General features: G+C 64.6%; 28 protein-coding genes. 3 read left to right on the forward strand and 25 right to left on the reverse strand.

Annotation, left to right across the window (positions count from 1 at the left end; all coding sequences use genetic code 11):
• The first annotated feature begins 146 nt into the window (after positions 1 to 146).
• The 3 genes from AB0O71_RS00845 to AB0O71_RS00855 all read left to right on the forward strand — a co-directional run bounded on the left by AB0O71_RS00845 (position 147) and on the right by AB0O71_RS00855 (position 1,906).
• A complete protein-coding gene (locus AB0O71_RS00845) occupies positions 147 to 1,115 on the forward strand; it encodes a glycosyltransferase family 2 protein (RefSeq protein ID WP_363740824.1) in 969 nt (322 codons plus the stop codon).
• The gene (locus tag AB0O71_RS00850; protein ID WP_363740826.1) at positions 1,112 to 1,513 is read left to right on the forward strand and encodes a GtrA family protein; all 402 of its coding nucleotides are present in this window, start codon (positions 1,112 to 1,114) and stop codon (positions 1,511 to 1,513) included. Before AB0O71_RS00845 ends, AB0O71_RS00850 begins: the two co-directional genes overlap by 4 nt.
• 105 nt (positions 1,514 to 1,618) lie before the next feature.
• Entirely contained in the window at positions 1,619 to 1,906 is a 288-nt protein-coding gene (locus AB0O71_RS00855; protein ID WP_363740828.1) for a hypothetical protein, read from the forward strand.
• Positions 1,907 to 1,929: 23 nt separating this feature from the next.
• Here AB0O71_RS00855 and AB0O71_RS00860 read toward each other — a convergent pair whose 3' ends face one another.
• From AB0O71_RS00860 to AB0O71_RS00980, 25 genes are all read right to left on the reverse strand, one after another.
• Positions 1,930 to 2,487: a hypothetical protein gene (locus AB0O71_RS00860; RefSeq protein ID WP_363740830.1), complete on the reverse strand. Its 558-nt coding sequence runs from the start codon at positions 2,485 to 2,487 to the stop codon at positions 1,930 to 1,932.
• Between the two features lie 178 nt (positions 2,488 to 2,665).
• A complete protein-coding gene (locus tag AB0O71_RS00865) occupies positions 2,666 to 4,708 on the reverse strand; it encodes an Ltp family lipoprotein (RefSeq protein WP_363740832.1) in 2,043 nt (680 codons plus the stop codon).
• A gap of 382 nt (positions 4,709 to 5,090) precedes the next feature.
• Positions 5,091 to 5,396: a hypothetical protein gene (locus AB0O71_RS00870; RefSeq protein WP_363740834.1), complete on the reverse strand. Its 306-nt coding sequence runs from the start codon at positions 5,394 to 5,396 to the stop codon at positions 5,091 to 5,093.
• Positions 5,393 to 5,791 (reverse strand): hypothetical protein, encoded by a 399-nt coding sequence (locus tag AB0O71_RS00875; RefSeq protein WP_363740836.1) that lies wholly within the window; start codon positions 5,789 to 5,791, stop codon positions 5,393 to 5,395. The genes AB0O71_RS00870 and AB0O71_RS00875 overlap by 4 nt, the downstream gene beginning before the upstream one ends.
• Positions 5,788 to 6,255, reverse strand: coding sequence for a hypothetical protein (locus AB0O71_RS00880; RefSeq protein ID WP_363740838.1), 468 nt, complete (start codon positions 6,253 to 6,255; stop codon positions 5,788 to 5,790). Before AB0O71_RS00880 ends, AB0O71_RS00875 begins: the two co-directional genes overlap by 4 nt.
• A 5-nt stretch (positions 6,256 to 6,260) precedes the next feature.
• Positions 6,261 to 7,184 (reverse strand): M23 family metallopeptidase, encoded by a 924-nt coding sequence (locus AB0O71_RS00885; RefSeq protein ID WP_363742111.1) that lies wholly within the window; start codon positions 7,182 to 7,184, stop codon positions 6,261 to 6,263.
• Positions 7,174 to 7,362 carry a hypothetical protein gene (locus tag AB0O71_RS00890; RefSeq protein WP_363740840.1) on the reverse strand — a complete coding sequence of 63 codons (189 nt, stop codon included), beginning with the start codon at positions 7,360 to 7,362 and terminating at the stop codon, positions 7,174 to 7,176. Before AB0O71_RS00890 ends, AB0O71_RS00885 begins: the two co-directional genes overlap by 11 nt.
• Before the next feature lie 82 nt (positions 7,363 to 7,444).
• On the reverse strand, positions 7,445 to 9,580 hold the full coding sequence (locus AB0O71_RS00895) for a sialate O-acetylesterase (protein ID WP_363740842.1): 2,136 nt from the start codon (positions 9,578 to 9,580) through the stop codon (positions 7,445 to 7,447).
• Between the two features lie 14 nt (positions 9,581 to 9,594).
• Positions 9,595 to 10,194 (reverse strand): hypothetical protein, encoded by a 600-nt coding sequence (locus tag AB0O71_RS00900; protein ID WP_363740845.1) that lies wholly within the window; start codon positions 10,192 to 10,194, stop codon positions 9,595 to 9,597.
• On the reverse strand, positions 10,188 to 11,312 hold the full coding sequence (locus AB0O71_RS00905; protein ID WP_363740847.1) for a hypothetical protein: 1,125 nt from the start codon (positions 11,310 to 11,312) through the stop codon (positions 10,188 to 10,190). Before AB0O71_RS00905 ends, AB0O71_RS00900 begins: the two co-directional genes overlap by 7 nt.
• 12 nt (positions 11,313 to 11,324) lie before the next feature.
• Positions 11,325 to 12,188 carry a hypothetical protein gene (locus tag AB0O71_RS00910; RefSeq protein ID WP_363740849.1) on the reverse strand — a complete coding sequence of 288 codons (864 nt, stop codon included), beginning with the start codon at positions 12,186 to 12,188 and terminating at the stop codon, positions 11,325 to 11,327.
• Positions 12,188 to 13,036 carry a hypothetical protein gene (locus AB0O71_RS00915; protein ID WP_363740851.1) on the reverse strand — a complete coding sequence of 283 codons (849 nt, stop codon included), beginning with the start codon at positions 13,034 to 13,036 and terminating at the stop codon, positions 12,188 to 12,190. The genes AB0O71_RS00910 and AB0O71_RS00915 overlap by 1 nt, the downstream gene beginning before the upstream one ends.
• Complete coding sequence (locus tag AB0O71_RS00920) at positions 13,029 to 16,331, reverse strand: tape measure protein (RefSeq protein WP_363740853.1); 3,303 nt, start codon at positions 16,329 to 16,331, stop codon at positions 13,029 to 13,031. Before AB0O71_RS00920 ends, AB0O71_RS00915 begins: the two co-directional genes overlap by 8 nt.
• 59 nt (positions 16,332 to 16,390) lie before the next feature.
• Positions 16,391 to 16,684, reverse strand: a complete 294-nt coding sequence (locus AB0O71_RS00925; RefSeq protein ID WP_363740855.1) for a hypothetical protein — start codon at positions 16,682 to 16,684, stop codon at positions 16,391 to 16,393.
• Between the two features lie 65 nt (positions 16,685 to 16,749).
• Positions 16,750 to 17,133, reverse strand: coding sequence for a hypothetical protein (locus AB0O71_RS00930; RefSeq protein ID WP_363740858.1), 384 nt, complete (start codon positions 17,131 to 17,133; stop codon positions 16,750 to 16,752).
• A gap of 81 nt (positions 17,134 to 17,214) precedes the next feature.
• Positions 17,215 to 17,988: a hypothetical protein gene (locus AB0O71_RS00935; protein WP_363740860.1), complete on the reverse strand. Its 774-nt coding sequence runs from the start codon at positions 17,986 to 17,988 to the stop codon at positions 17,215 to 17,217.
• A gap of 66 nt (positions 17,989 to 18,054) precedes the next feature.
• On the reverse strand, positions 18,055 to 18,474 hold the full coding sequence (locus AB0O71_RS00940) for a hypothetical protein (RefSeq protein ID WP_363740862.1): 420 nt from the start codon (positions 18,472 to 18,474) through the stop codon (positions 18,055 to 18,057).
• Positions 18,471 to 18,761: an HK97 gp10 family phage protein gene (locus tag AB0O71_RS00945; RefSeq protein WP_363740864.1), complete on the reverse strand. Its 291-nt coding sequence runs from the start codon at positions 18,759 to 18,761 to the stop codon at positions 18,471 to 18,473. The genes AB0O71_RS00940 and AB0O71_RS00945 overlap by 4 nt, the downstream gene beginning before the upstream one ends.
• 16 nt (positions 18,762 to 18,777) lie before the next feature.
• Positions 18,778 to 19,134, reverse strand: a complete 357-nt coding sequence (locus AB0O71_RS00950; RefSeq protein ID WP_363740866.1) for a hypothetical protein — start codon at positions 19,132 to 19,134, stop codon at positions 18,778 to 18,780.
• A 3-nt stretch (positions 19,135 to 19,137) separates the two neighbouring features.
• The gene (locus AB0O71_RS00955) at positions 19,138 to 19,503 is read right to left on the reverse strand and encodes a hypothetical protein (protein WP_363740868.1); all 366 of its coding nucleotides are present in this window, start codon (positions 19,501 to 19,503) and stop codon (positions 19,138 to 19,140) included.
• 14 nt (positions 19,504 to 19,517) lie between these two features.
• On the reverse strand, positions 19,518 to 19,802 hold the full coding sequence (locus AB0O71_RS00960) for a hypothetical protein (RefSeq protein ID WP_363740870.1): 285 nt from the start codon (positions 19,800 to 19,802) through the stop codon (positions 19,518 to 19,520).
• Positions 19,802 to 20,716, reverse strand: coding sequence for a hypothetical protein (locus AB0O71_RS00965; RefSeq protein ID WP_363740872.1), 915 nt, complete (start codon positions 20,714 to 20,716; stop codon positions 19,802 to 19,804). Before AB0O71_RS00965 ends, AB0O71_RS00960 begins: the two co-directional genes overlap by 1 nt.
• A 14-nt stretch (positions 20,717 to 20,730) precedes the next feature.
• Positions 20,731 to 21,081: a capsid cement protein gene (locus tag AB0O71_RS00970; RefSeq protein ID WP_363740874.1), complete on the reverse strand. Its 351-nt coding sequence runs from the start codon at positions 21,079 to 21,081 to the stop codon at positions 20,731 to 20,733.
• A complete protein-coding gene (locus AB0O71_RS00975; protein WP_363740876.1) occupies positions 21,078 to 22,367 on the reverse strand; it encodes a head maturation protease, ClpP-related in 1,290 nt (429 codons plus the stop codon). The genes AB0O71_RS00970 and AB0O71_RS00975 overlap by 4 nt, the downstream gene beginning before the upstream one ends.
• Positions 22,364 to 23,797 (reverse strand): DUF935 family protein, encoded by a 1,434-nt coding sequence (locus AB0O71_RS00980; protein WP_363740878.1) that lies wholly within the window; start codon positions 23,795 to 23,797, stop codon positions 22,364 to 22,366. Before AB0O71_RS00980 ends, AB0O71_RS00975 begins: the two co-directional genes overlap by 4 nt.
• Positions 23,798 to 23,814: the final 17 nt, after the last annotated feature.

Genomic DNA, 23,814 nt, shown 5'->3' on the forward strand with positions numbered 1-23,814 from the left:
TCTTTTCTGTCACGGCAGCGTCGCTCGGATGATGGATGGTTGCCAAGGCGGAGGTCACAAACCACGGCTGAGCACTCTGGATATACTAGCGATATTGCAACGCGGGTCTCTTTGATGCCGCGCAAGGTTCTTGTGAGAGTCGAAGGTTGAGCACATCGTTGTCTGCGCCTCCATTGCTATCGATCGTGGTTCCGGTTTACAACGAAGCTGCGGGCGTGAATGACTTCCATTACGGGCATTTGCTTCCTGCGCTGATCGAACTCGGCGAAACCTTCGAGGTCATCTATGTGGATGATGGGAGTACGGACGCCACGCGGCTGCTTGTAGAGATGATCGCCGCAGCGGACGAACGAATCCGAGTTGCCGCGTTGGCGCGAAACTTTGGGAAAGAGATTGCTACGACTGCAGGCATTCACCAGGCGCGCGGACAAGCAACGCTCATTATGGACGGCGACGGGCAGCATCCGCCCTCGGAGGTGCACCGTTTCGTCGAGCAGTGGCGGTCTGGCGCCCAAGTAGTGGTCGGCGTGCGCACGGGGAATCAACGCGAAGGCGTAGTGAAAAAATGGGGTTCCCGGGCGTTCTATGCGTTGTTCAATGCGACATCAGGTGCTGAGATGATCCCGAGGTCCACCGATTTCCGACTCATCGACAGCGAAGTGAGAGAAGCGTTCAAGGCTTTCCCCGAGCGCCAGCGGATCACCCGCGCTCTCATCGACTGGCTGGGGTTCGACCGTGTCATTCTCGAGTTCGAATCGCCAGCGCGCATTGCGGGAGAAGCGACGTATTCGGTTCGCCAACTGGTGAAGCTTGCCGTCAACAGCTACGTATCCCTCTCGCTGAAACCTCTCTACTTCTTCGGCTGGGTCGGAGGCCTGATCACCGCTCTCTCGCTAATTGTCGGACTCGCGGTGACCGTGGAGCAGTTCCTTCTTGGGGACCCACTTCAGCTCAACTTCACTGGATCCGCGCTGCTGGGCATCTTCATTTCATTCCTGGTTGGGCTCGTCTTGATGTCGCAAGCCATGCTTGCCGTGTACGTCGCGCACGTGCATGAACAAACGCAAGGCCGACCGCTATTCGTCCTGAATCGGTCCCGCTCGGTTGGTCTGTGAAGCCCAGACTGCAGATCTTCGTCCGCTCGAGCCTGTTTCGCTACCTGTTGACTGGCGGGCTCGGGCTCCTTCTCGAACTCATCGTGATTGCCATTTGCGTAAGAGGGTGGGGGCTGAGTGCGATTGTGGGCGCCGGCATTAGTTTCTGGATTGGGATTGCTTTCTCCTTTGCTATGCAAAAGGTGTTCACTTTTCGGAATCTAGGGCGGTCGACAGGAGCGCTGACTAGACAAGGTCTCGGATACGCCGTCCTTGTCGCGGTCAACTTCGCGTTCACCGTCACTTTCGTCGGCATAATGGACCCGATCTGGCACGCTCCGGAACTCTGGCGAACGTTCGCACTCGTCATCACGACCGCCTGGAACTATCTCGCCTACAAGTTCATCATCTTTCGATGAAGCCGAGCCTCCCGCAGGACTGAAGTTTCCAGTACCCACAGGCACTCCAAAGCCGCGGGCGGAGAGTGCTCCCGAATGTCGTGAGTACCACGTACTCTGCTGCGCATGGGTAAACCTGCACCTATCCGCCTTGACGCGGACACGTGGGCGGTCATGCGCAACGCGACCGATCGCCCGACCGCGATCGTCACCCGCATCACCGACACGGGAGGCGAGGCGCGCTTCCTCGTACTGAAGTGGAATCTCGACCCGGCGAAACGACGCATGACGGGCATCTTCCCGACGCTCGAACAGGCGGACGCTTCGGTGCTGTACGACAACTCGGCGAAGATCGCAGCCGCTTCGAGGAAGACATCGGGGCCGCCGAACGGTGGCGGGCCGCTGCATATGTAGTCCCTCTGCGAAGGTGCCACCCGTCAGGGCTCGGCAAGGCCGTTCTCCGCCGCATTTTCGCGAGCGATTTTCGCCTGGATCGCGATCTGAGACGGTTCCCACTCCCCATATGCATGTTCGATCGACTTACGAGATACGAACTCCACAACAGGCCTGCACCTCAGAATGCCTTCCTTCTCCAGCATGCCCCGTGTTTCGATATCAAACTCCCAAGTTCTGCGTTGATACCGCTCGAGCGTGAAGGGAAAACTGGGCGCATTCCTTTCTTCGTCCCCTTCAAAGAGCGATTCCACTCCGCCTCCGCCTGGTCCTGCCGCGAAGCGGATCTGTAACCCGTTGCCTCGGTCGATCTCCCAATAGGCAGCCGTAACCTGAGTCGCTTGGTTGCCGCGGTTGACCACGTCGACGGTGAAGTTAGCCCGACCGCCTTTTGCGTCGTAGTAGTCGCGCGTCTTTATCATCTGTTCACCAGACACCGAGATGACAGGCCTGTCCCAGCGCCAGTTTCGCCACCCCGTCCACGCAGCAGTTAGTAGCGAAACAACGAGTGCAATCGTGGCGATCGTGTCAGGGTAGGCCATACCTCAACCTACTCGACCTCGCGCAAATCTCACGAGGGCTTCGCCTAGCTTTGTCCCGCGGCCGCACAGAACGACGAAAGCGCCCCCTCCCGGCCCGACAGGCTAGGAGGGGGCGAAATAGGGTGTTTTGGTCAAACCGCGGCGTGAGGCGACGCGTGACGTACCCGCTGAGCCAGCGTCAGTAGCCCACGGCCCTAACACCGTAAAGCGCCTGCGACCGCGTAAAGCCTTCAAAAAGTAACTGGTCAATCAGGCCTTGCCGGGAGAAGGATCCGTACCTCATGTATGACCGGGCTACCTCCGCCGCTTGCTTATTCCAGTTCGGTGAGATGTAATCCACCGCGAACGTCGCTTCAGTGGTCGAGTATCCCTCGAACTCCAACTGTCCGATCAGGCCAGTGCGCGAGAACGCCGAATATTTGAGGTAACTCTTCGCTGTGGCGACTGCGTTTTTCTGTCCCAAGGTGATCGTCACGTACCGTGGCGGCGACGTTTGACCGGTGCTCTTGTAGCCGGTTTTGGAACCGGTGACTCTTACCGACACGTTTTTTTCGGCGTCGGCAGCTCGCAACGTGTAAGTAGAGCTCTTCGCCCCGCTGATTGCTTTACCGTTCCGGTACCACTGATACGTAAATTTGGTACCAGCTGTCCATGAACCGGGCTGTACTCGTACCTTTGAACCAGCAGCCATCTTTCCGACAATCTGTGGTGTCTTTGATCGAAGTGTTGCCTTCGCTATTTTCGAGGTCGCGGACGACGTTTTCGAAGCGGAGTTGAACCCCGTTTTCGAACCCGTGACCTTCACGGAGATCCTTTTACTTACATCGGAGGGTTTCAGCTTGTAACTCGAGGACGTTGCTTTCGTGATCGGGCGCCCATTCTGAAGCCACTGGTACTTGAACTTCGTTCCGGAGGTCCACTTCCCTGTACTCGCGCGCAACTTGGCACCGTACTTCGCGGTCCCAGTAATTTTTGGGGTGGAAGTCGAAAGCGTCCAGTTTGTCTGAGTGGAAGACGTCTTTGAAGCGGAGTTGTAGCCAGCCTTCGTGCCGGTCACCTTGACTTTGATATGTCGCCCGACGTCGGCACTCTTCAACTTGTATGACGACGACTTAGCACCAGAGATCGCAGACCCATTCCGGTACCACTGGTACGAGAACGCGGTACCGGACGTCCACGTCCCCCGCGTAACCTTCAGGGTTGATCCAACTTTGACCTTGCCACTTACTTTCGGAGTGGCAGAGCTCAGCGTTGCCTTCGCCACCGTCCCGGTGTTTTCGGAAACCTCGCTAAGGTCCTCGAAGCCGTTGCGCTGCCCGGTGATGGAGACGGAAATCCGCTTACCTGCGTCTGCTGCCTGCAGCACATAGGTGGCCTGGGTGGCAGCCGGGATCGCGGACCCGTTGCGGTTCCACTGATACTTGAATGTCGTTCCGGCCGTCCACAACCCAGGTTCGGCCTTCAATTTCGCCCCGACGGTCTGCATACCGACAATGCTCGGAGCAGAGCTCTGCAACTTCGCCAGACCAACTACTACGGGCACTGAGGATCGTGAGGTGGGAGAGTAACCTGGCCGCGAACCGGTTACGGTGACGGAGATCTGTCGACCGATATCTTCCATCCGCAGCGCATACGATGAAGATGTTGCGTCCCAGATCGGAATTTGGTCTGCATACCACTGGAAAGTAAGTTCCGTTCCATCCGTCCAGGTTCCAGCGTTGACGGTCAGGGTCTGACCGAATGACGCGACGCCGAGAATTTGCGGAACCTCGCCCGCCAGTTCTCCCCGCTGGACAGGAGCTGTTGGCTGGGAAGTGCCCGACGTAGGCGCGTAGCCCTCTCTGTAGCCCGTTACTTGGAGACTCAGGGCCGTCGAGAGATCCTCATACGTCACTGTGTAAGTTGGCTCGACAGCGTCGGGAATAACGGACCCGTCACGCATCCACTGGTACGAAACGGTATCCGCTGCGGGAGTAAAGTTCTGAGCCTCAGCGCCTGAAACAGCGAGCACATCTCCGACAAGAGCAATTGACGAAATAGTCGGGGTCGGTGCTAGAGCACCTGAGAGCTCGTCTGCCGCAGACTCTTCGCTCGATGTTAAGGCGGATGCGGGAGCGGCCATTCCTCCGGACGCAACAAGGCTCGTGGCTACAAGCAGACCGATCGAACACGCCTTGGCTCGCCTCGAAAAATCGCGGGTTATTCGGGCGCTCTTCACCATTCGGTCCTCCTGCTTAACTCACCATGCGGGCCCGACGGGCATCGCGACGTAAATGACGCAGAGCTCGGAGCGCGTTCTTCTGCGGTGAAGAACAGACGAAAATCGTGCTGCGAACCGGCTCTCAGTCTGAGCTAACTATACATATACAGTGCGCTTCTGCAGCGCCGGCTCAACAGTTAAAAAGGCTGAACTCGTACTTCGCGTGAACGTTCGTTGTCTGGGGTTGTCTGAGCAAGTCCGATAGACGCGAGCAACACCCCGCTCCTAGCCGTGAGGCTCGGGAGCGGGGTGTTGAGTGTCGTCAACGATTCGTGGAAGCCTCATGCGCGCTGCCTCCGGCTTTTGGCGACCCCACTTCTCGGACGCGGGGCGGCGGCTACGCTTACCGTGACGCTTTCGCGTATCGCGGTTCGTAGTGAGGCCTCGCGGAGTTGCCCAGCATCCACTTCTCGATGCTGGGCCAGCGGTCGCCAAGCCACTGCGCGATCTTCTGATAGAGAAGGATCGCGAGCGCGGTGATCGCTGCCTGGATGAGGGCGAGCGCGCTGAGTCCGCCGTAGCCGGCTTCGGCGAACACGTCGTCAGCCCACATGATCGCGTCGGCGACCGCGGGCAGGAGCGCGATCAGGCGCACGATGAGCACGCCGACGAGGGCGGCGATGAAGGTTCGGATGGACTGGATCGTCACGGGTTATCTCCTTGGTTGTGCCGACGTTGCCGGAGCCACGTCGGGGGAATGGTGTCCTCGATGAGGGTGATGTCGGACGGATCGAGATCGGGGCCGTGATCGGTCGGCCATTGCTTCGCGATCGCGCGGAGGATGCGGGCGAACGCGGATGATTTCAGCCGATCCTTCTCCTCGAGCTCTTTCACAGACGTCTCGAGCACCTTGCCGCGCGATTCGAGCGACTCAATCCGTGACCATGCCGATTCGAGGCTCTCGCTGATCTTCTCGTCGATGCGGGCGTCGAGCGCGGTCTTCGCATCGGTCTTCGTCTTACCGCGGGTGCCGAGCACGGTCGCGATGGTTCCGAGGAACAGAAGCACGACGCCCGCGAGCCCGATGATTTCCTGGGGTGTCATGCGGGGCCTTCCTCGTTTCGCCGCTCCTTGATCTCCTCGCCGAGCAGCTGCAGCCGGAACATGGGAAGCGGGATCGCGAGCACGAGCACGAACGCGACGAACCCAGCTGCCGGGTCGGGGTTCGCCCTGAACACGGCGACCGTGAACGCGTATGCGCCGAGCAGTGACATGAGTGTCACTTTCCCCGCGATCTCCATCTTCCAAAGCCGCGGGAACGCTACACCAGCGAGACAGACGGTTGCGACGACGGCCAGCGTGACCCCCATCGCGTCGATGACTGGTTCGTCGAACAGCGAGTGCAGCAGTGGAGACCCGAAGGTCGCGGCCCACACCCCGGCACCCATAGCGACGATGTCGTACAGCGGTAGCCACACGCGTTTCAGGTTGCGGTACTTCCACTCGTCGGGCGGGATCGCGTCGGGGTGCCAGATCGACGCGCGCCAAAGGCGCTGCAGGATGGACATGGTCGTCACCGCTGCTTGAAGCCGCGGAACTTGTACAGCGTCACCGTCGCATCAGCTGTTGCCCGCACCCGAAGGTAGAGGCCCTGCCCGGCCTCGAGCTTCTCCGTGACGGGGATCAAGGCGCGCACGACACCTCGCTCGTTCGCGGGGAGCTCGACGCGGTCGATCACGGTCTCGGAGTTGTCCGAGTCGTACCGGCAGATGCTGACAGTGAGCACCGCGCCGGGTTTCGCGGTCGCCCGGATCGCGACGTTGCGGTGCGTCATCTCGCACGGGCCGGCAGCGAACTGGTTGCGCTTGCGCGTCACCTTCCCGTCCTTGCGCAGCAGTAGGTGGTGGCGGCCGTCGGCGGGGATCTTCTGCGGAAGCGCGGTGCTGGAACCGGAAACGGGGAGCATGGGAGACCTCTCAGGGATCAGTGGAACAGAATGCGCCGGGACGGGAGCAGGCGACGGGGTGCCCGCGAAGCCGACGAACGCAGCGATGGATGCCGGGTTCACGCGGCCCGCGAACCCGTTGAGAAAGTTCGGGGCCAGAGGCAGCGTTTCCGCGTGCAGGTGCGGGCCCGTGGATCCGGCACCGCTGCTGCTGGTGTCGCCGGAGAGCGCGACCTGTTGCCCTTTTCCGACCCACTGGCCGATGTTGACGACCGTGGCTGAGAGGTGCGCGTATCCGGTGTATCCCCACCAGTGTCGGAGCAGCACGCAGATGCCGGCGATGCCACCCATCCAAGGGTGGTTCTGTCCCCACCCCTCGAACACGACCTCGCCGTCGTACATCGCGTACACGGGGGTGCCCAGCCACACGCCGATGTCTTTCCCATTGTGGCCGAGCTGCCCGAACTGGGCGTAGTACCCGGGGGAGTTTCCGAACTCGCCCGTGACGACGAAGTCGCGCTCCGCGACCGGCCAGAGCGCCTCAGGCATCATCGTCACCGGTCGGTCCGGCAAGCGGATCGTCGTCGTCCTCGCCGGGCACGTAGTCCTCGGATTCGAAACCGTCGGTGTCGAAGACGTGGCCGGTCGGTTCCGCGTCGATGACGGCCTGCGGGAGGCCGAGCGGGTTCGCGGGATCCGGTTCGATGTTCTCGGGGTTGGTCGTAGCCATTGCTGAGTCCTTCCGTGACATGGGAAGGCCCCGCGAGGTGCGGGGCCAGGGCGAGCGAGTACGGAGCGTGCGGCGGTACTCGTTACGCGGGGCGGGCGTCCATCAACGCGAGGGTGATCCGGCTGAGCAGCGAGCCGGTCGCAGCGTCCGATGATTGCATCGAGACGCCGAACATCGTCCCGCCCTCGAAATCGGAAGGGATCGCGATCGGGAAGTTGCCGCCGAACGCGGTTGACCCTTGTGCGCCGTTGATCGTGTTGTCGCCGACGGAGATCGTCGTCTCTGCAGTGCTGCTCGCGATCGCGGACGTCCCGAGGTAGGTGGTGCTGCCCGCGGAGTAGCGGCCAAGCCGGAAGTTTGCACCGGTCACGTCGATGAACAGGTAGTCCTCGGGGTTCGCGAACACGAGGATGATGCGGTACGACTTCACCGATGCCGACCCCCACTGCGTCGTCACGGTGACCCGGCGGTTGTAGGTCGCATCCTGTAGGAGGAACACCCTGCCCGCGCCGGGGTTCGCTGGATCGAGGCGCGCGAATGTGCCGTCCGTGATGAACCTCCCGACGTTGCTCGAGCTGCCCTGAAACTCCCAGATGTTGCCGCGCTGATCCTTCGTGAGCGGTCCCGCCACGACGAACTGATCCCGCCCAAACTCCCCCATCGCAGGCGTCTGAAACTTCGGGCGAGGTTGCAGATTCACTCGGGCGCGCTGGTACGCGCTCCACATGGATGCGGCGAGCGCGCGTTGGCCGGTGGCGTTGTAGTGCGTGCCGTCGCCGGAGTCGTTGGCCGCGGTCCGGGGCATGTCCGCGAAGGCGACGAACTCGTCTTGGCGGGCGAGCATGACGTGGGCCTGGTTGACGAGGTATCGGGAGCCGGTGATGTTCTTCGGCTGCAGCTGCCCGATCACGACGGGCACCCGGCCACCTGCGATGGCTCGGAACCCTGCGACCAGTTCCCTGAACGCGTCTATGTACTGGGGCCAGGTGTTGTCTCCTTCGCCCTGATGCCAGAGGAGTACCTCGACTTGCACCTGGTGCTGCGGGTAGGCGCTCGTCACGGCGGTGATCGCTTGCTGGAGGTGGGTGCGCGCGTTCTGGAACAAGCTCCCGGAGATGGTCGCGTTCCATGACGGTGCGGTGGTGGTGACGAGCGGTGTTCCGCCCTGCGCAGCCGGTACCAGAACGATCACGTCGTCGTCGCCGGATCCGCCGAGCATGCGGAGTCCGAAGTCGTACAGTGGCCCGATCCCGCTCGGCTCGTCCTGGTGGTCGAGGATCGGGGAAGCTGCGCGTAGTGTGCGGGTCTTGTAGCCGAACTGCTTGAGGCGGTCGGGGACGGGCATGTAGAGGGTGTCGTTCTCAGCGATGCGTCCGCGGCCGCTCATGTTCGATTGTCCCCATCCGACGACGATGCGCGCTCGCTTCGCGGTCCGGCTCTGCGCGGCAGCGGTAGCGGCGGCGTCCGTGTACGACTTGTTGGCGATCTGCTCCGGGAGGGTCGGTGCTGCGATCTCTGCTCGGCCGAAGTCGTCGCGCTGCACGAGCGTCTGTGATGTTGGTACGGGAGTGCGCGGGATCATTACCTGCGTTCCGCTCCCGTCGACGGAGTAGACGGAGCTGACGGTCTCGTCTTTCGCGAGCATGCCGTCGATACGGGTGTTGAGCGCGGTCATGTCGATGGAGTCGGCGGCCTGCTGTGCGCGGTTCGCTTCGTTCGTTGCAGTCGCCGAAGATGCGGAGGCTGCGGCGCGTGCTGTGTTCGCTTCGGTGACGGCGGCGGTGACGCCGGCGAGCCCGCCAAGCGCGTCAGCGACGGCGGCTCCCTCAGCGATAGCCTCCACCGTCTCGTCACGCATCTGCTGAACGTTCGCGACCCAGAGCGGCGGGCCGAACACCGATGCTGGAACGTTGGGCGATTCGACGATGGGGAGGTCGCGGTACTCGACCGCGTCGGCGTCCGGCACGGAGGTCCACCACTCGAAGGTGCGACCGCCGAGTACTTCCCGGACGCGCACCGCGGTGCCTTCCGGGTTCGCGGGCAGTTCGAACGGCGTTCCCTGCAGGGTCTCCAATCGGCCTGCCCGTACCTGTGCCGTCGCGGTGGTCGACGTGACGAGCATCTCGCCGTCGTTGATTCGCTGCATCTGCGCGAACTCGATACGCCCCGATGCTTCCGCTGCGGCAGAGTCGCCGATTCTGCCTACGATCTGCACCATGGTGTGGTCCTCCTCTAGAGTCGCGGCCCGTAGGTGAGGGTCGCGACGATGTTTCGCATTTGCGCTGTCACCGTCTGCGAGACGAACGTGGTCGCGTAGAGACGGATCTGCATGTTGGCCTGGGCCGCGTTTGCGACTTTCAGCTGGATGGGTTCGTTGATCGCCGGGGACGCCCACCCGGGCGGTGCCGACGCGGGGTCGCCGACATAGAACGCGCCGGAGCGCCGCCAGGTGACGACGCCGTTCTGGACGATCTCGAGCCAGATCGTGATGTTTCCCGACGCCGAGACGCGCTCGAACTCCGCGGAGAGCCCGAGCGTCGCGATCCGGCCCCCACCGGCGGGGCCAGGGAACGCAAGATTGCGCGTTGCCGCGGGGTACTGGTTCGGGGTGTCTGTCGAGATGTCGATCGGGGCGGCCTGGAAGGTGTGCGTCTGCTGAGCCTGCAGCTCATCCACGACGGCCTGGATGCTCGAGACCTGCTCCTGGATCTTGAGCAGCGCTCGCTCTCGTTCCGTGCCGGTCGGGCGCTGGGCGTCTGCGATCGACTTCTTGATGTTGAGCAGCTCGCGTGGAAGGCGCTTGTCGGTCGGAGTGTAGAACGCTCTCACCATGACGCTTCACCCGCCACTGTCACGCCGAGCCAGTCATCGTCCGCGGACCCGGAAACGCCGATCACGCGGCGCGTGTAGGTGCCGTCCGGGATCCACCAGTGATCCTCGATGTCGATCGTGCACCAGTCACCCTTCCGTATCGCGACGGCGCGATCGGCGCGCACATCGAAGCTCCAATAGAGGATCGGAGTCTGCCCCTCGGCCAAACGTGCGTCGCGCCACCCGTTGAGCGTGGCCTGTTCGGAGACCGACGAGTGGGAGGTGTCCCATACCTCCATCAGCGGGAACCCCGCATTGATCAGCGTCGGGTCAGTGCGCTGGGAGACGAGAACGCGGTCCTCATCCTTCCCACCGGTGAACACCGCGGTAGAGGCGAGGAACTCGGACGACACCTTCTCACGTAGCCGGCGAATGTCGGGCGACTTGCCTCCCTGGGACCAGCTGTGCCAGAACGCCGACGTGATCTCCGGGGAGGCATCGGCGCCGGTTCGGAACGCCCAGCGCAGACGGTCGGACTCGTCGAGCGTGGGAACCCAGTCCCATTCGACACCGCCGAGCAGCTCGGAGAGGTCGCGCACAGCTTCCTGCACGGGCTTGCCGTCGACCGCGTACCATCCACGCTGACGAGTACCGCCGCGATCCGATTCCCACACGACGGGCAGCTCGCCACCGGGGTGGCGCATCGCCTGCTGATAGAGCCGCTTCATCATCGTCCCGTACTCGATACCCGACAGGCGGGTGTCGTAACGGGGGTCCGGGTATCCCTGCTGATCCACGAGCGAACCGTATGGATATGGCAGCACGTGGCGGCGCTCGAAGATCGCCTGCTCGGGCCCGCTGCCCGGCACCGTCACCGACGGCGAACCGTCGTCGTCTTCTCCGGCTTCGGGTATCCCGATGATGCCCGCGGCGAGGCAGCGCCCATCCTCATCGGAGACGGTCACTGTCATCTTCTTCGGCACGATCAGGCCGCGCAGCCCCTCGGCGGCACGGGTGAAGCCCGGAACCGTGACCGAGACGTCATCCGCCGCACAAACGGCGGTCGACCACGTCACAGCTGAGAACGAAAGCTCCCGGAGCGGCTCGCCGCTACGGGTCTCATGCAGAATCACTCGCACTGTGGCCTCCGCTCATTCGGGGATCGCAACCCAATCGACCAGCACGCTGGTACGGGCCACTGCTGACTGGAACTGCAGCGTGAAGCGGTTCGCTTCCACGCTCAGCACACGGACGGTCGGCTGCGGGGTCCATGCGACCGGCGCGTTCAGCGTCGGGATCACCCGAGGCGGGGACACGAACGACCCCGTGGGGAAGGAGACCGTGAGTTCTCGCGCAGAGTTGGCGGGAAGGTTGGCGAGAGTCGCGCGCCCGGATACGGGGTGTGCTGAGACCCACGCGCCGTTGCGGCGCTCGTATACGCGCTTATCTGCGAGGCAATACGCCGAAGCGCCATCGCCAGCGGACCACGCATTCATCTCGTTCCTCGTTCGAACGGTGAGCCGTCCACCCGCCGCTACAGTGAAGGGGAACGTGTTCGTGATCGTCGCACCGGCGGCCGACGCCGCCCCGGCCGGAACTCGGAACGTGGCCAACTCGACAGCACCTGCGGGAATCGACGGCTTCACTGGGGCTGTCGCTGCCGTTCCCTGCCGCACCGCGACGGCTTCAATTGGATCGCCGGCGTCGACGTTCGCGGGCAGCGAGTAGACGACATCGATGCGCGCATTCGCCGAAGGTGCGGGGGCGACTGTCACCTGCAGTGCCTCGTCTGTTCCGCCGATCAGCACCTTTCGCCCGTCCGCGCGAACCGCGACGAACGGTGCGACGTTCAGCGTCCACCCGGAGCCGGCGGTCACCAGCGTCTCGCGACAGGGCAGCACGCCGGGGCGCGGAACGCCCGCACCGTCGCGCACGATCAGTCCCGCGAGGGCCGCCCCGAGCTCCTCGTAGTGGAAATCGATGCCATTGCTCGGGAACCCTGGAAATTCGGTCATCACCAAGCTCCATTCCTGTACTCGGCCGTCATCAGCGGGTCGCCGATGCGGTCCTCCACTTCGAACCGAAATTCGTGCGTCGCACGCTTCGGAACCTCGAACCACTGGCGGATCACCAGCCAGCGGGTAACGTCTTGGCCTTCGAGTTCGACGCGCCGCCGCTCGCAGTCGAAGGCCAACTCCGAGCCCTCTGGGACGGTCCAGTCCAGGCGCAGCGTGCGATTCGCGGTGATATCGCGCACGGTCACAAGGTGCCCGCCGCCTGAGACGATGATGCGCGGGTAGATCGGGATCGTGCCGGCGTTGGGGAGCACGAGTCGGGCACCGCCCGAGGTGCGGCCGAAGTTCCATGGCATCGCCTGCGGCAGTTTCACGCCCCCTGTCGACGTTGGCAGCGTCACCGGGCCCACTGTCTGCACGGGGCCGTACCTGCATGGATCTGGCGCCAGCATGTCGACAGTGAACTTCGTCCATCGCCGGCCCCGGTCGGGCGCGATCGCGAGAGTGTCGATCTCCACCCAGCGCTCCCACACCGCACCGGAGTCGGTCGCAACGAGCATCCGGCCCGAGCCCTCGGCGAGCGCTTCCTCGAGGCGGTCCCGGATCTCATGCAGCTCGCGGTTGTTCGCTGCGTAGATGTGCCCGGTCAACGTGATCACTCGAGCCTCACGCAGCATGTGGGATCGCCGGAAGCGGCCATGACCGCCCGGGATCGATACGGACTCTCCGCGCGCGTCAGGGATGCCCCACCAGCCTTCAAGATCGGTCCAGATCAGTCCCTGGTCGGGTTCCCCGGCGCCAGCCATAGTGACGCCGAGGAGCTCTACCCAGAGTGTTTTCTCATCCAATGAACGCCTCCTCGATACTTCGGCCGGCCTGCTTCATCACGATGCGCGGGTCTCGGTCCGTCATGTTGAAGGTGTTGTTCTGCTGCACGGTCGTCGGCGCGAACGCACCACGCCCCGTAGCGGCCGAATCGGCAGCGTCTGAGGTGGCAGAGGCGCTGATGGTCGCGGTGACCGAAGTCATCGCTTCCTGCGCTCGCTGCGCGGCGTCCTGAGCCATGTCCACGAGGGAGTCTCCCAGATCGTCCGATTGCTGGTCGACGCCCTTCGCCGCGCCGCGCACGATGTCGCGGCCGGGCTGGATCATCTTTCGTGCAGGGGACTTGATTCCGAAGAACTCCTTGAACCCATCAAACGCGGCTCCGGCGAGGTCGACGATCGCGTCAACCAGCGCGCCGGCCATAGCGCCGAGGCCGTTGATGATTCCCATCACGATCTGCTTGCCGAGGTCGAGCCAGTCGACTCCGACGAGGCCGTCCCAAATTGCCGAGACGATCTGCGGCAGCATCTCGATGATCTGCGGAATTGCCCCAACGAGACCCTTGATCAGAGCAACGATCAACTCGATACCGGCCTTGATGAGCTCGGGCAACATCTTCAGCAGCCCGGTGACGAGCTGGATGATGAGGTCGATCGCTGCAGTGATGAGCTGCGGCAGAGCGTTGATGAGCCCCTGGATGAGGGACATCAGCAGTTGGATGCCCGCCTGGATCAGTTGCGGGAGGTTCTGCAGGATTGCGGTCAGTAACCCCATGACGAGGTCGAGCGCGGCCTGCAGCAACTGGGGCAGGGCGGTGATGATGCCCTGAATCAGGGCCATGAGCAGCTGGATGCCGCCCTCGATGATCATCGGAAGCGCTGCGATGATCGCCGTCAGCAGCCCGGACACGAGCTGCAGCGCTCCGTCGATGAACATCGGCAGCGCGGAGATGATTCCTTGCAGCAGGGCAGTCACCAGCTGGATCGCGCCCTGAATGATCATCGGCAGATTCGCGACGATCGCGGAGATAAGACCGCCGACCAGCGCGACCGCGCCCTCCACCAGGATGGGAAGCGCGGCGACGATGCCCTCGATGAGCGTCGTCAGTATGCTCGAAGCCGCCGACAACAGGAGCGGCAGCTGTGCGACGATCGAGCCCACGAGCTGTGGGACGACTGCCGCAATCTGCGAGACGATTCCCGGAAGCGCCGCGACGACCTGGTCGACGATGCCGGTGATTCCGGACACGAGCCCACTGAAGTCGCCACCGGAGAGCGCGAATCCCGCAAACGCGGCGGCGACAATCCCCAAGGGAGTGGCAAGCGCGGCGAGCGCGCCGCCCAGACCCGGCAGGAGCGCACCGAGCGGCCCGAGGCGCGCGAGCACCGATGCGAGCCCTCCTGCACCGAGCCCCGCGAATGCGCCGCCGACGATGCCGATTAGCCCGGACATATTCGAGAACATTGATTCGGCGTTGCTGCCGCCGGCGGCGAGGTTGTTCAGGAATTCGGTTACCCGCTGGATGCCGGGACCGAGCAACGTGTCGAGCTTCGTACCGATCCCCGCGGCGCGCTCCTCGAGTGGAGCCATGGCGGCTGTAACGGCTTGCAGCAGCGGGGCGATGCGGGCGAACAGACCGTACATCTCGCCGGTTTCCTGATTGATGCCGCCGAAGATTCCGGCCCCGGAGCGTCCGAGCGACGCGAGCATGTTCTTCCAGGCGCCCGGGACGGTCTTGCCGATCTCGACAGCGACGGTACCGGCGGCCGCTTCGGCAGCCTTCGAGAAAGTCTCGAAGTCGACCTTGCCCTCGGAGGCCATTTTGAAGACCTCGCCCGCGGTGACACCCATCTGGTCGGCGAGTGCCTGGTAGATCGGGATTCCCTTGTCCGCGAGCTGGCTGATGACGTCGTTTTGTACGCCGTTGGCCTGGGTCGCGGCCTTATTGAAGATCGAACCCATGTCCTGCATGGACATGCCCGCGGCGGATGCGTTGTTCGCGATCCGCTTCAGGTGTCCCTGCAGCGCTTCACCGGGTGCGATGCCGGCGGCGACTGCTGACGCCGCGACGGTCGCCGCCTCGCCGAGACCGAACGAGGTTCCTCGCACTGAGGCTGAGGCGTCGCCCATGATCTTCGCAACGGTCTGGCCGTCGTTGCCGAGACCGGTGAGCTTCGCGCGGGCCGTGTCGATCGATGTGAGTCGGGACAGGCCGGAGCCGAGCGCTACCGCGATTGCAGCGCCGCCAGCAGCGACGCCAGCCGTAGCGGTGTTCTGGATTCCAGCGGAGAGCGCACGCCCCGCCACCGCGCCGGCGTTCGACGCTGCCGAGACGACGGACTGCAGAGCGCCGCCAACCGACGAGCCCAATCGAGCGGCTCCGCTCGCGAACCCGGAAACCAAGCGGCTCGCGGCGGGGCCTGCGGCTTGCCCAATCTTCGAGAACAGGCCGGAGACCTGCGCCGTGACGGGGCGCAACCATGTCGAGACCTGAGATCCGAGTCGGACGAACGGCGAAGCGATAAGCGTGGCGGCAGAGGCGACATACTGCCCCATTGGCGCGAAGGCGCTGCGGACGTAGCCGCCGATCGCGGACAGCTTGGATCCGGCGGTGGTGACCGCACGGGCAAGCCCGCCGCCGATCATCGTCGCGAGTGAAGTGAACGCGCGGGAGACCGCGCTCGCCTGGCGGGAAGCCCACCGAATGAGTGTCGTGTTCCGCGCGAGGATCGTGAGTTCCTTCGTGACGCCGCCGAGGGAACCGGCGATGCCAGTGAATGCGGAGCGTCCAGCGCGCGCGTCGGCGTATCCCGCGCGGAAGTTCGCCGCCATGGCGCGCAGCCCGCCTGACGCGCGAACGGCGTTCGCGTTCACGGCTTCGGTTGCGCGCGCGACGTCCGCCTGCGCGGTGCGAAGTCGATTCGATGCCGAGGTGACCGCTTCTGATGCAGTCGCGTGAGCGCGGCGAGCGGAAGCGAGGCGCTCCTCCGCTGCGACGGCCTGCGCGGATCCGGCACCTGACTTCGCGATCGCTTCCTGCAATCGAACCTCGGCGACGCGGACGCGCCCCGCGTCGTCCTGCTGCTTCATGCGGACACGAGAGAGTGCAGCGGCAGCGGTGGACACGTTGCGGTTGAGCTTGCCGAGCTCGGCAGCGCCCAGGCTTCCCGCTGCGCTGCCGAAGGCGGACTTCATGTCGGCGCCGAGCGAGCGACCAGCGCTGCGCCCGGCACCCTTGAACCCGCCCTCGAAGGACTTCGCACCGGCGGCGCCCGCCTCCTTGGTGCCCTTCACGACGCGACCCTTGAACCCCGTCATTACGGGAAAGATACTGACGTGACCGGAGCCGACCTCAGAGGACATGGCACCCCCTCTGGTTAGGAAGCGAACACGATCCCGTCCTCGAGTTCAGCCGTGGCGGCGGCGATCTCTTCGGCGGTGGCGTCCGACTTCTTGCTGCGCGGATTGGTAAGCGCCCACGGCATGAGCCGTTTTGAAGCCTTCGGGTTGCTGATCTGCGCGACGAGGCCGATCAGTACAGGTGTAGAGGCCGGGTACGCCCAGCCTGCGAGCTCAGCACCGAGCGCCGTCGATGGATCACCGGCAGCCCTCTCGATGAGGCTCAATGCTTCTCCCCATGAGAGCGCGCCGCCCAGATCCGAGAGTCCCACGCCGCATGATTCGCGCAGTGTCCACGCGACTACGGCGCGGTGCTCTCGGATGAACCGGGCGACGCTCAGGATTCCGGGAGTGCCGCCTGAGCGATGCGCGAGAACACGGTGAAGAACTTCTCCGCCATGACGATGGTCTCGGTCATGTCGTGCTTCGTGAACTCGGCGACCTCGTCCTCGGATGCGACGGTGCGGAGCAGGTTCTTCACCTGATCGACCGGGTTGGGGGTGTTCTTTGTCATCGCGTCGATGTCGTCGAGGCTGATCGAGAGCGGCAGCTTCACGATCACCCCGTCGGGAAAGCGGCCGATGAACGTGCCCTCGACGATGATGTACTTCACGTCTGGCGCGAGCGCGACGAGCGCTTTCTTCTCGGCGGCGTCGTCCCAGCTGTCGAAGTCGTACTCGACGACCTCGGTGGGCTTTGTGGTCTTGGTGGTGGTTGCCATGGTGGCGCTCCTCTACGGGTTACGGGTTCGGGTGTGAAGCTGGCCGGGGTGACCCGATAGCACCCCGGCCAGCGGTCTGGGTTAGGCCGCCTCGCCGGTGGCCCAGTCGGTGCCGTTCCAGTGCGCGCGCTGCCCGTTGCCGTACTCGATGTACTGGCCGGTCGTCCACACGGTCGTCTGGCCGATGTCGCCGAGTGCGCGCAGAGCGGCGATCGTACCGGGCACCTGAGCGCCCGCAGGGCTGAACGTGCCCGGTGTGCCAGCGGTAACACCGGAAGGCGCGACAGGGGCGCCGGGGACCGCCGGACCCCACTGCCAGAACGGCGACCCGTCGAACAGGTCGTGCTCCTGCCACGTGAAGGTCACGTTCGCGCCCTTCACCGAGCCGCGCTCGGCCTGGTCGGGTTCCACCGCTGTGACCGACGCGACGCCGATCTGACGCTCCTGCAGGCCGCCGCGGTAGCTGATCGACGAGAACAGGATGAAGCGATTGTCGGGGAGGTTGGATGACACCTTGTATACGCCGTGCTCGTCGGGCTCGACGCCCTCGATCAGGGTGATCACCGTCGGGTTGTTCTCGGCGAGTCCGATGGTGATGCCGCGGGTGCCGTCGCCGGACTTCTTGTATCCGATCTGGAAGAACTCGATCGCGTCACCGGTTTCGCGCGTCGGCGCGGGCCCTCCGTCCTGCTTGTACAGGCCGAGCTTCTTGAACGCGGCGGGGAGGTTGAGTGGCGAGGCACCGAGGTCAGCCTCGGCGATGACGTTTGCGGCGTCGAGGGGCGCGTATGCTGCGAGTCCCGTGATCGGAACGCCGACGGCTTCGAGGTCAAATCCCTGCTCATCAGCAGCCATGAGTTACTCCTTCAGAAATGCGGAAGCCTCGCGATCTGCGGGGCTTCGAATGGGTGTGGGGGTGGCTCACCAGGAGCCGGCCACGACGTACTGCGCCGTCAGGTAACGTCGCGCCACATCGAGGGTTTCCTGGACCGCGTACGGTCCGTTGCTGCCGCCCCATTCGACTGACACGATCGGAGAGCCGTCGACAAGCGGCAACGCGTCGTCGAGTAGGAGTCCGGCGAGCCACCTCGCAAGATCTGCTGCAGGTTGCGCGTTGCGCTTCGACCCCGCCAGCACGGTCGCACCGACCGATCGACCGAAGATGGTGTGGTCGAGGCGAGAGCCGGAGTCGTCGCGGATTATAATCAGAGGCCGTTCAAGTGGGATCTCGAGTTCAGCAGGTTCGACACGGTCGACGTCGACGTCGTGCCCGGCGGCGAGCGCGGCGGTGCGCACGTATTCGGTGAGCCAGAGTTCGAGGTCGGGGGGTTCGACTCTCACTGTCCGATGCCTTTCAGGCTGCGCGCGAGGTTCCCCGTCTTGGACTCGATAAGCATGGTCTTGGGATCGGAGCCAACGACGCGCGCCGAACGACGATACCGAGACTCTCTGTGCTCGATATGGAGGCCGTCGCGATATTCACCAGTGTCGACTGGGGCGTTCGCTTTCGCTTTCGTGAGTGCGCGCGCAGCGCTCTCGTCGACGATGCGTTCGACGCCGGGCTGACGGAGCACGGATTCGAAGAACGCTGGGTTCGGGGTGAATTCGGTGTCGCCGCTGCGTGCCATTGTGGCGTCCTTTCGGTTATCCCACGGAACGTGTCAGCGGGATTTCTCGTGGTGGTGTCCACCCGGTGAATGGGTTCGTGTCGGCGGCTGGTGGGATGCCGTCGATCGAGTAGGTGGGTCCGCTTGCGCCGTCGCGGATGCGGTCGCCTTTTTGCACGTCGACGTCGCCGTCGCAGAACAGTGACTTCGACTCCAGTGCCTGCTCGCGGTTCGCATCGCTGAGAGCCGACGACGATGTCTGAGCGATGAATGCCCGGGGGATTTCTAGCTCGTCGGGGTCGTCCCAGTCAGCTGAGATCTGCTTCTTCGAGTACGGGTCGAGGATGGGCTTTGCGCGGAGCCGGAATATGGTGCGGCCGTGTGGAAACTGCATCGGTCAGTACCTTTCCGGCCACATCTTCGCGAGTGCGCGATCAGCCGGGAAGCTCGCACGCGAAGTGCCCTGTGAGCGGAGGGCAGTAGCGCAGAGCGCGCGGAGGGCGCGGCGGGGTTGGCCCGCGAACGCGGATTCTGTGGTGCCGTAATCGACCGATGCTGACCCGATACGCTGCGACTTCACGAGCCGGTTACCCCGGCCCGCGATGTCCTTGTAGACGCGGCTCAGGATCGCGATCGCGTCCTTCGCCTCTTCACTGTCGTCAGTGAAGGAGGCGATGCAGGGGGCGATGTCCTTTGCGACGATGAGTACCTCGCGCGCGAGATCCTCATCGCTGCCGATCTGGTCGTGCGTGATCATCGTCATCGCCCCCTGCTTCGTTACTCGGTTCCCGCGATCAGACCGTTTGAGATCGCGTGGTCGATGCTGGACTGCGAGAACGCAGCGCCATCGACGTTCGCGCCGCGGTACAGGTACCGCTCGAAGCCGTCGTCGGTGCGGAGCACGACGGCGGCACCCGTCACCAGGTACAGGTCGCGCTCAGGCTCGATCTCAGAGTCGGATTCCACCGACGGCGCATCGGCGCCACCGAGCTGCTCGGCAGCCGCGGCATCCGCTGCGGCCTTCTCGCCAGCCGCCTTCTGTGCTGCGGTCGGGGCGGCCATCAGATGCCCGTCCCGGTCAGCTTCACACCCGCGAGCGGCTCGAGCACGACGGGCACCGTGACGCGGCGTCCGCGGAGCTTGTAGCCCTCAGCGTCGTCGTCGCGGATGTTCTTCGACTCGACGCCGACGCCGCCGGCAGAGACGTAGCCCGGGCCGCCGATTTTCTCGTCGGCCATGCCGCCGAGTTGATCACGATCAACGAGGAGCGGGTCGCTGCCCTGGAAGTGTGGCGTGGTCGCCCAGGTCAGGCCGAGCGCGTTGACGGGCAGATTCCCGGCGATCGCGGTCTCGCCCTGTTCACGCGGGAGCGCCTTGTCATCGATGAGCATGCCGATGATCGCGGCGTACTGATCGGCGCGGAGTGCTACCGTGTCGAGCTCCAAGCCGAGACCCGCTTCCGCGCGCTCAGCCTGGATGGTGAGGATCGACTTCACCGCCTTGCCGGCCGAGTCCCACGTTCCGGTCGCGAACGAGCTGGTGACCTTGGAAGCGATCACGGCCATCGCGACGCGGTCGACGTGGCGGACGATGGTGTTCGAAACTCGCATGAGCCCCTTGTTGACGTAGATCAGACCCTGGCGGGCGATCTTCTCGTCAGAGATCATCGTGTCGAGTCCCCACTTGACGGTGCGGGCCGATGCGACCTCGCCGTCTTCGAGGGTGACGAGCGGGAACTCGCCGAGCGGTGCGATGGCCTCCGGGTCATCCGACGCGAAGACCTCCTCACCGGTCTCGTAGAAGATTCCGCCGCCGGTGGCGTCCAGGCGCCCCTGCAGCAGGTAGTCGGCGATGAACCGCATCTGTGTGAGGTCCGCGATGCGCTTCGCGACTCGCTGCTTGTTGGCGAGCAGCATGTGCAGCTGCTCCGTAGTGAGCTTCCCCTCGGGGTGCTTCACCGGGTAGGTGTAACCCATGCTCTGGTGTCCTTTCAGACCTGGACGTCGATGACGTCGTCAGCGGCGGCCGCGGCTTCGAGTGCCGTGCCGATCTTGTTGGTGCCACCTGTAGTGGCCTTGCCGCCCGCACCGGCGGTCACGGTGGCACCAGCTGCGACAGCAGCTGTGACGGTGAGGCGCTGCACACCGCCGGCGTAGACGACGACGTCGTCCCCGATCGCCGCGTCGAAGCCGGCGACGCCGACGACCTTCGCGGAGTCGGCGCCAGCATGGGCGACGGTGCGGTTGCCCGTCACCTCGACGAGGCGACCGCCCGTGATCGCGGCGGAGGCCTTGAAGGTCACGGCCTGGCCGGGCTTGAACTTGGGCAGGTAGTCGCTCATCGCGTCTCCTCCTCGATGTCGTTCCAGCCCGCCGCGTCGGCGAGCTGGTCGGCGGCCGAGGTGAGCGTGTCGGAATGTCCGACCTCAGTCACCGGAACCGCCGTGTTCTTGGGCAGGGTGGCGAGGAACGCGGTCGTGCCGGCTTCGTCGGTGTCGAGGTTCGCGCGGATCGCGTCCTTCGAAGCGGAGGCGATGCGTCCATCGCGAAGCGCCGCTTCGACAATGCCGTCGCGTCGCGAGCGCTCCTGCTCGGCGCGGGCTTCCGCACCGGCCTGCGCGTTCTTCTGCAGATCGGCGAGCACGGATTCGTCGATCGCGGTGAAGCCTGCGGGCAGCGCGGCGGTGGGGGTGGGTTCGGGCTGCTCTGCGAGTGCCTCGTCGAGGGCTGCGAGCAGCGTCTCGTCGTTGGCGGAGGCATCGGTCACGCCGAGCCGCTCGCGAAGGCCAGCCGTCAGATCGTCGTAAGCCACGACGTTCTCCTTTCGGTTGGGGTCACCCGGCTCGGTCGAGCTCGGGAGCTTGGGGGATGTCGCGCCGGTTGCGACAGCGCCGCGGCGCGCGGCGAAGCGGATCACTCGCGCGGCGGCTATGTCTTCGGGCTCGGCCTCGTCGGGCACGAGCACGACGTCGTCGCCCTCGTCGCCGACGGTTTCCGTCTCGCCCGCGTCGGGGATTGTCGCGACACGGTCGGCGAGTCCCTCGGCGACGGCGTCTGCGGCGGTCAGCCAGGTTTCCGCCTCGAGGAGCGTCGCCCAGTCCTTCTCGCCGGCCTTCGCTGCGTAGATCTCCACGAGCGAGCGGTCGAGCCCTTCGAGCACGGCAGCTTCCTTGCGCATCTCCGCGGCGTTGCCCCAGACGATCGTGGAGGTGCAGTGGATCATCATCTGCGTGCCAGGCGACATCACGGTCTCGTCGGCGCCGGCGGCGATCACGGACGCGGCCGAAGCGGCGAGGCCGTCGACCACTGCGGTGACCTTCGCTCGGTGCGCTCCGAGCAGGTTCATGATCGAGATGCCCTCGAACACGTGCCCGCCGGGTGAGTTGATGCGAAGGATGATCTGGGTCACGGATTCCGGCAGCTGGTCGAGCACGCCGCCGACGTCCTTCGCGGAGATGCCCCAGTAGCCGCCCCAGGAGTCGATCGGGCCGTACAGGCGGATCGTTGCGACTTCCGGCTCGTCACCCTGGGGCGGCGGCGCGACGACGGCGTCGAAGAACTCGCGCTTCGTCTTCGGCACATCCCGACTTCCCCAGAATCGGTTCGGCCAGGTCTCGGTGCGTGTCATGCGGCCTCCTCGGGCTCTTGGTTCGGGATTCGGCTCACGTCGGGGCCGGCGCCGGACAGGTTCGCCCCGGAGAGCCTGATCAGCTCTCGTGCCTCGTCCTGGGTGAGGGGCACCTTGTCGGTTGCGAGATACACCTTCTGCGCAGTCTCGGCGGCGGCGCGCGCACGTTCGGCGACGTCGGCGGAACTCCCGCCCTCCGACTCGGTAGCGGGTGCCTTCACTGGGGCGCCGAAGCGTTCGCGAATCCATGCTTCGAGGCCAGCGTCGGGGGTGATCGCACCGGCATCGATGAGTGCACGAATCGCTTCGGCGGTGATCTGCTGTTGCTCGCCGATTGCGGCCGGCACGAGGCGCGGAGCGGGTTCGGTTTCGCCCCAGTTCATGTCGACGAGATCCTCGATGACGTGCTGGTTCATCACGTCGGCGATGTGCTGGGCGACGGCGTTGAGCGAGTCGGTGAAGAAGTTCGCGAACGTCGAGCCGAGCGCCCAGGAGCCGGTTTCGGTCCCGAGGTTCAGGAAGTGCGCGAGCACCGCGCGCGCGATCTGCTCGTCGTAGTAACGGATCGGCTTATCGGTGTCGGGCAACTTCCCGGTCACGCCCAAGAACTGCATCTGCGAACCGTGGCTCAGCGCAGCCCCTGCCGCCTCGCCGGCGCGGGCGTCCTTCGCGATCTCGAGCAGCCGCTCGAGCTCCGCTTCCTGCCAGGCGACTGGATCGTCGATGTCTTCCGGCGCTTCGCCGGCGGTGAGAACGGGGAGGCCGAGACCGTTACGTTCTGCGGTAAGCGCCTGAATGCGCAGCACGCGGTCTTTCAGGAGCCACATCTTGTAGGCAGACCGCAGCAGCGATTCGCCAAGCCAGTTCGCGCCCTCTCGCTCGTTCACGAACGCGACGAGCCGGTCGACCGGGATCGTGACGTTTCCGCTCCCAGCGCGGCCGTGCTGCTTGATCGAGACGAGGCCACCATCGGAGGCGACCTCGATTTCGGAGATCGTGCGCGGCGGCCGCCAGGCGAGCTTCGCGAGGTGAGTGCCGCTCGCACTCTGGTCGTAGACTTGCTCGAAGAAGCTGTGCCCGTAGACCAGCTCGAGCAGCGCGAGGCGCAGGAACTCCTTGAACGAGAAGCGGCCCTTCGTCCGCGTCGGTGACGTGGCGGGCGCCCCCTTGATCGGGAGGCCGAGATCCGCGGCGACGTGAGCGACGACCTCGGGCCGACAGCCGGTGCCGTCAACCACCCATCCCGTGCGCATGATCGGGAGGGTCACAGCGCGGAGCACCGACTTCACCTGCGGATCCTCGCGGCGCATTCGATCGAACACGTCGATCGAGAACGGGTGCTGCAGATCGGGGTTCGTCTCGTGTGTCTCAGCGGTGAGCTTCCCCCAGCCGAGGAGCCCGGTGTCGGCCTGGTATCCGGTTTCACCCAAAACAGACCTCCTTCTTC

The organism is Leucobacter sp. NPDC077196 (assembly GCF_040687075.1).
GTDB lineage: Bacteria > Actinomycetota > Actinomycetes > Actinomycetales > Microbacteriaceae > Leucobacter.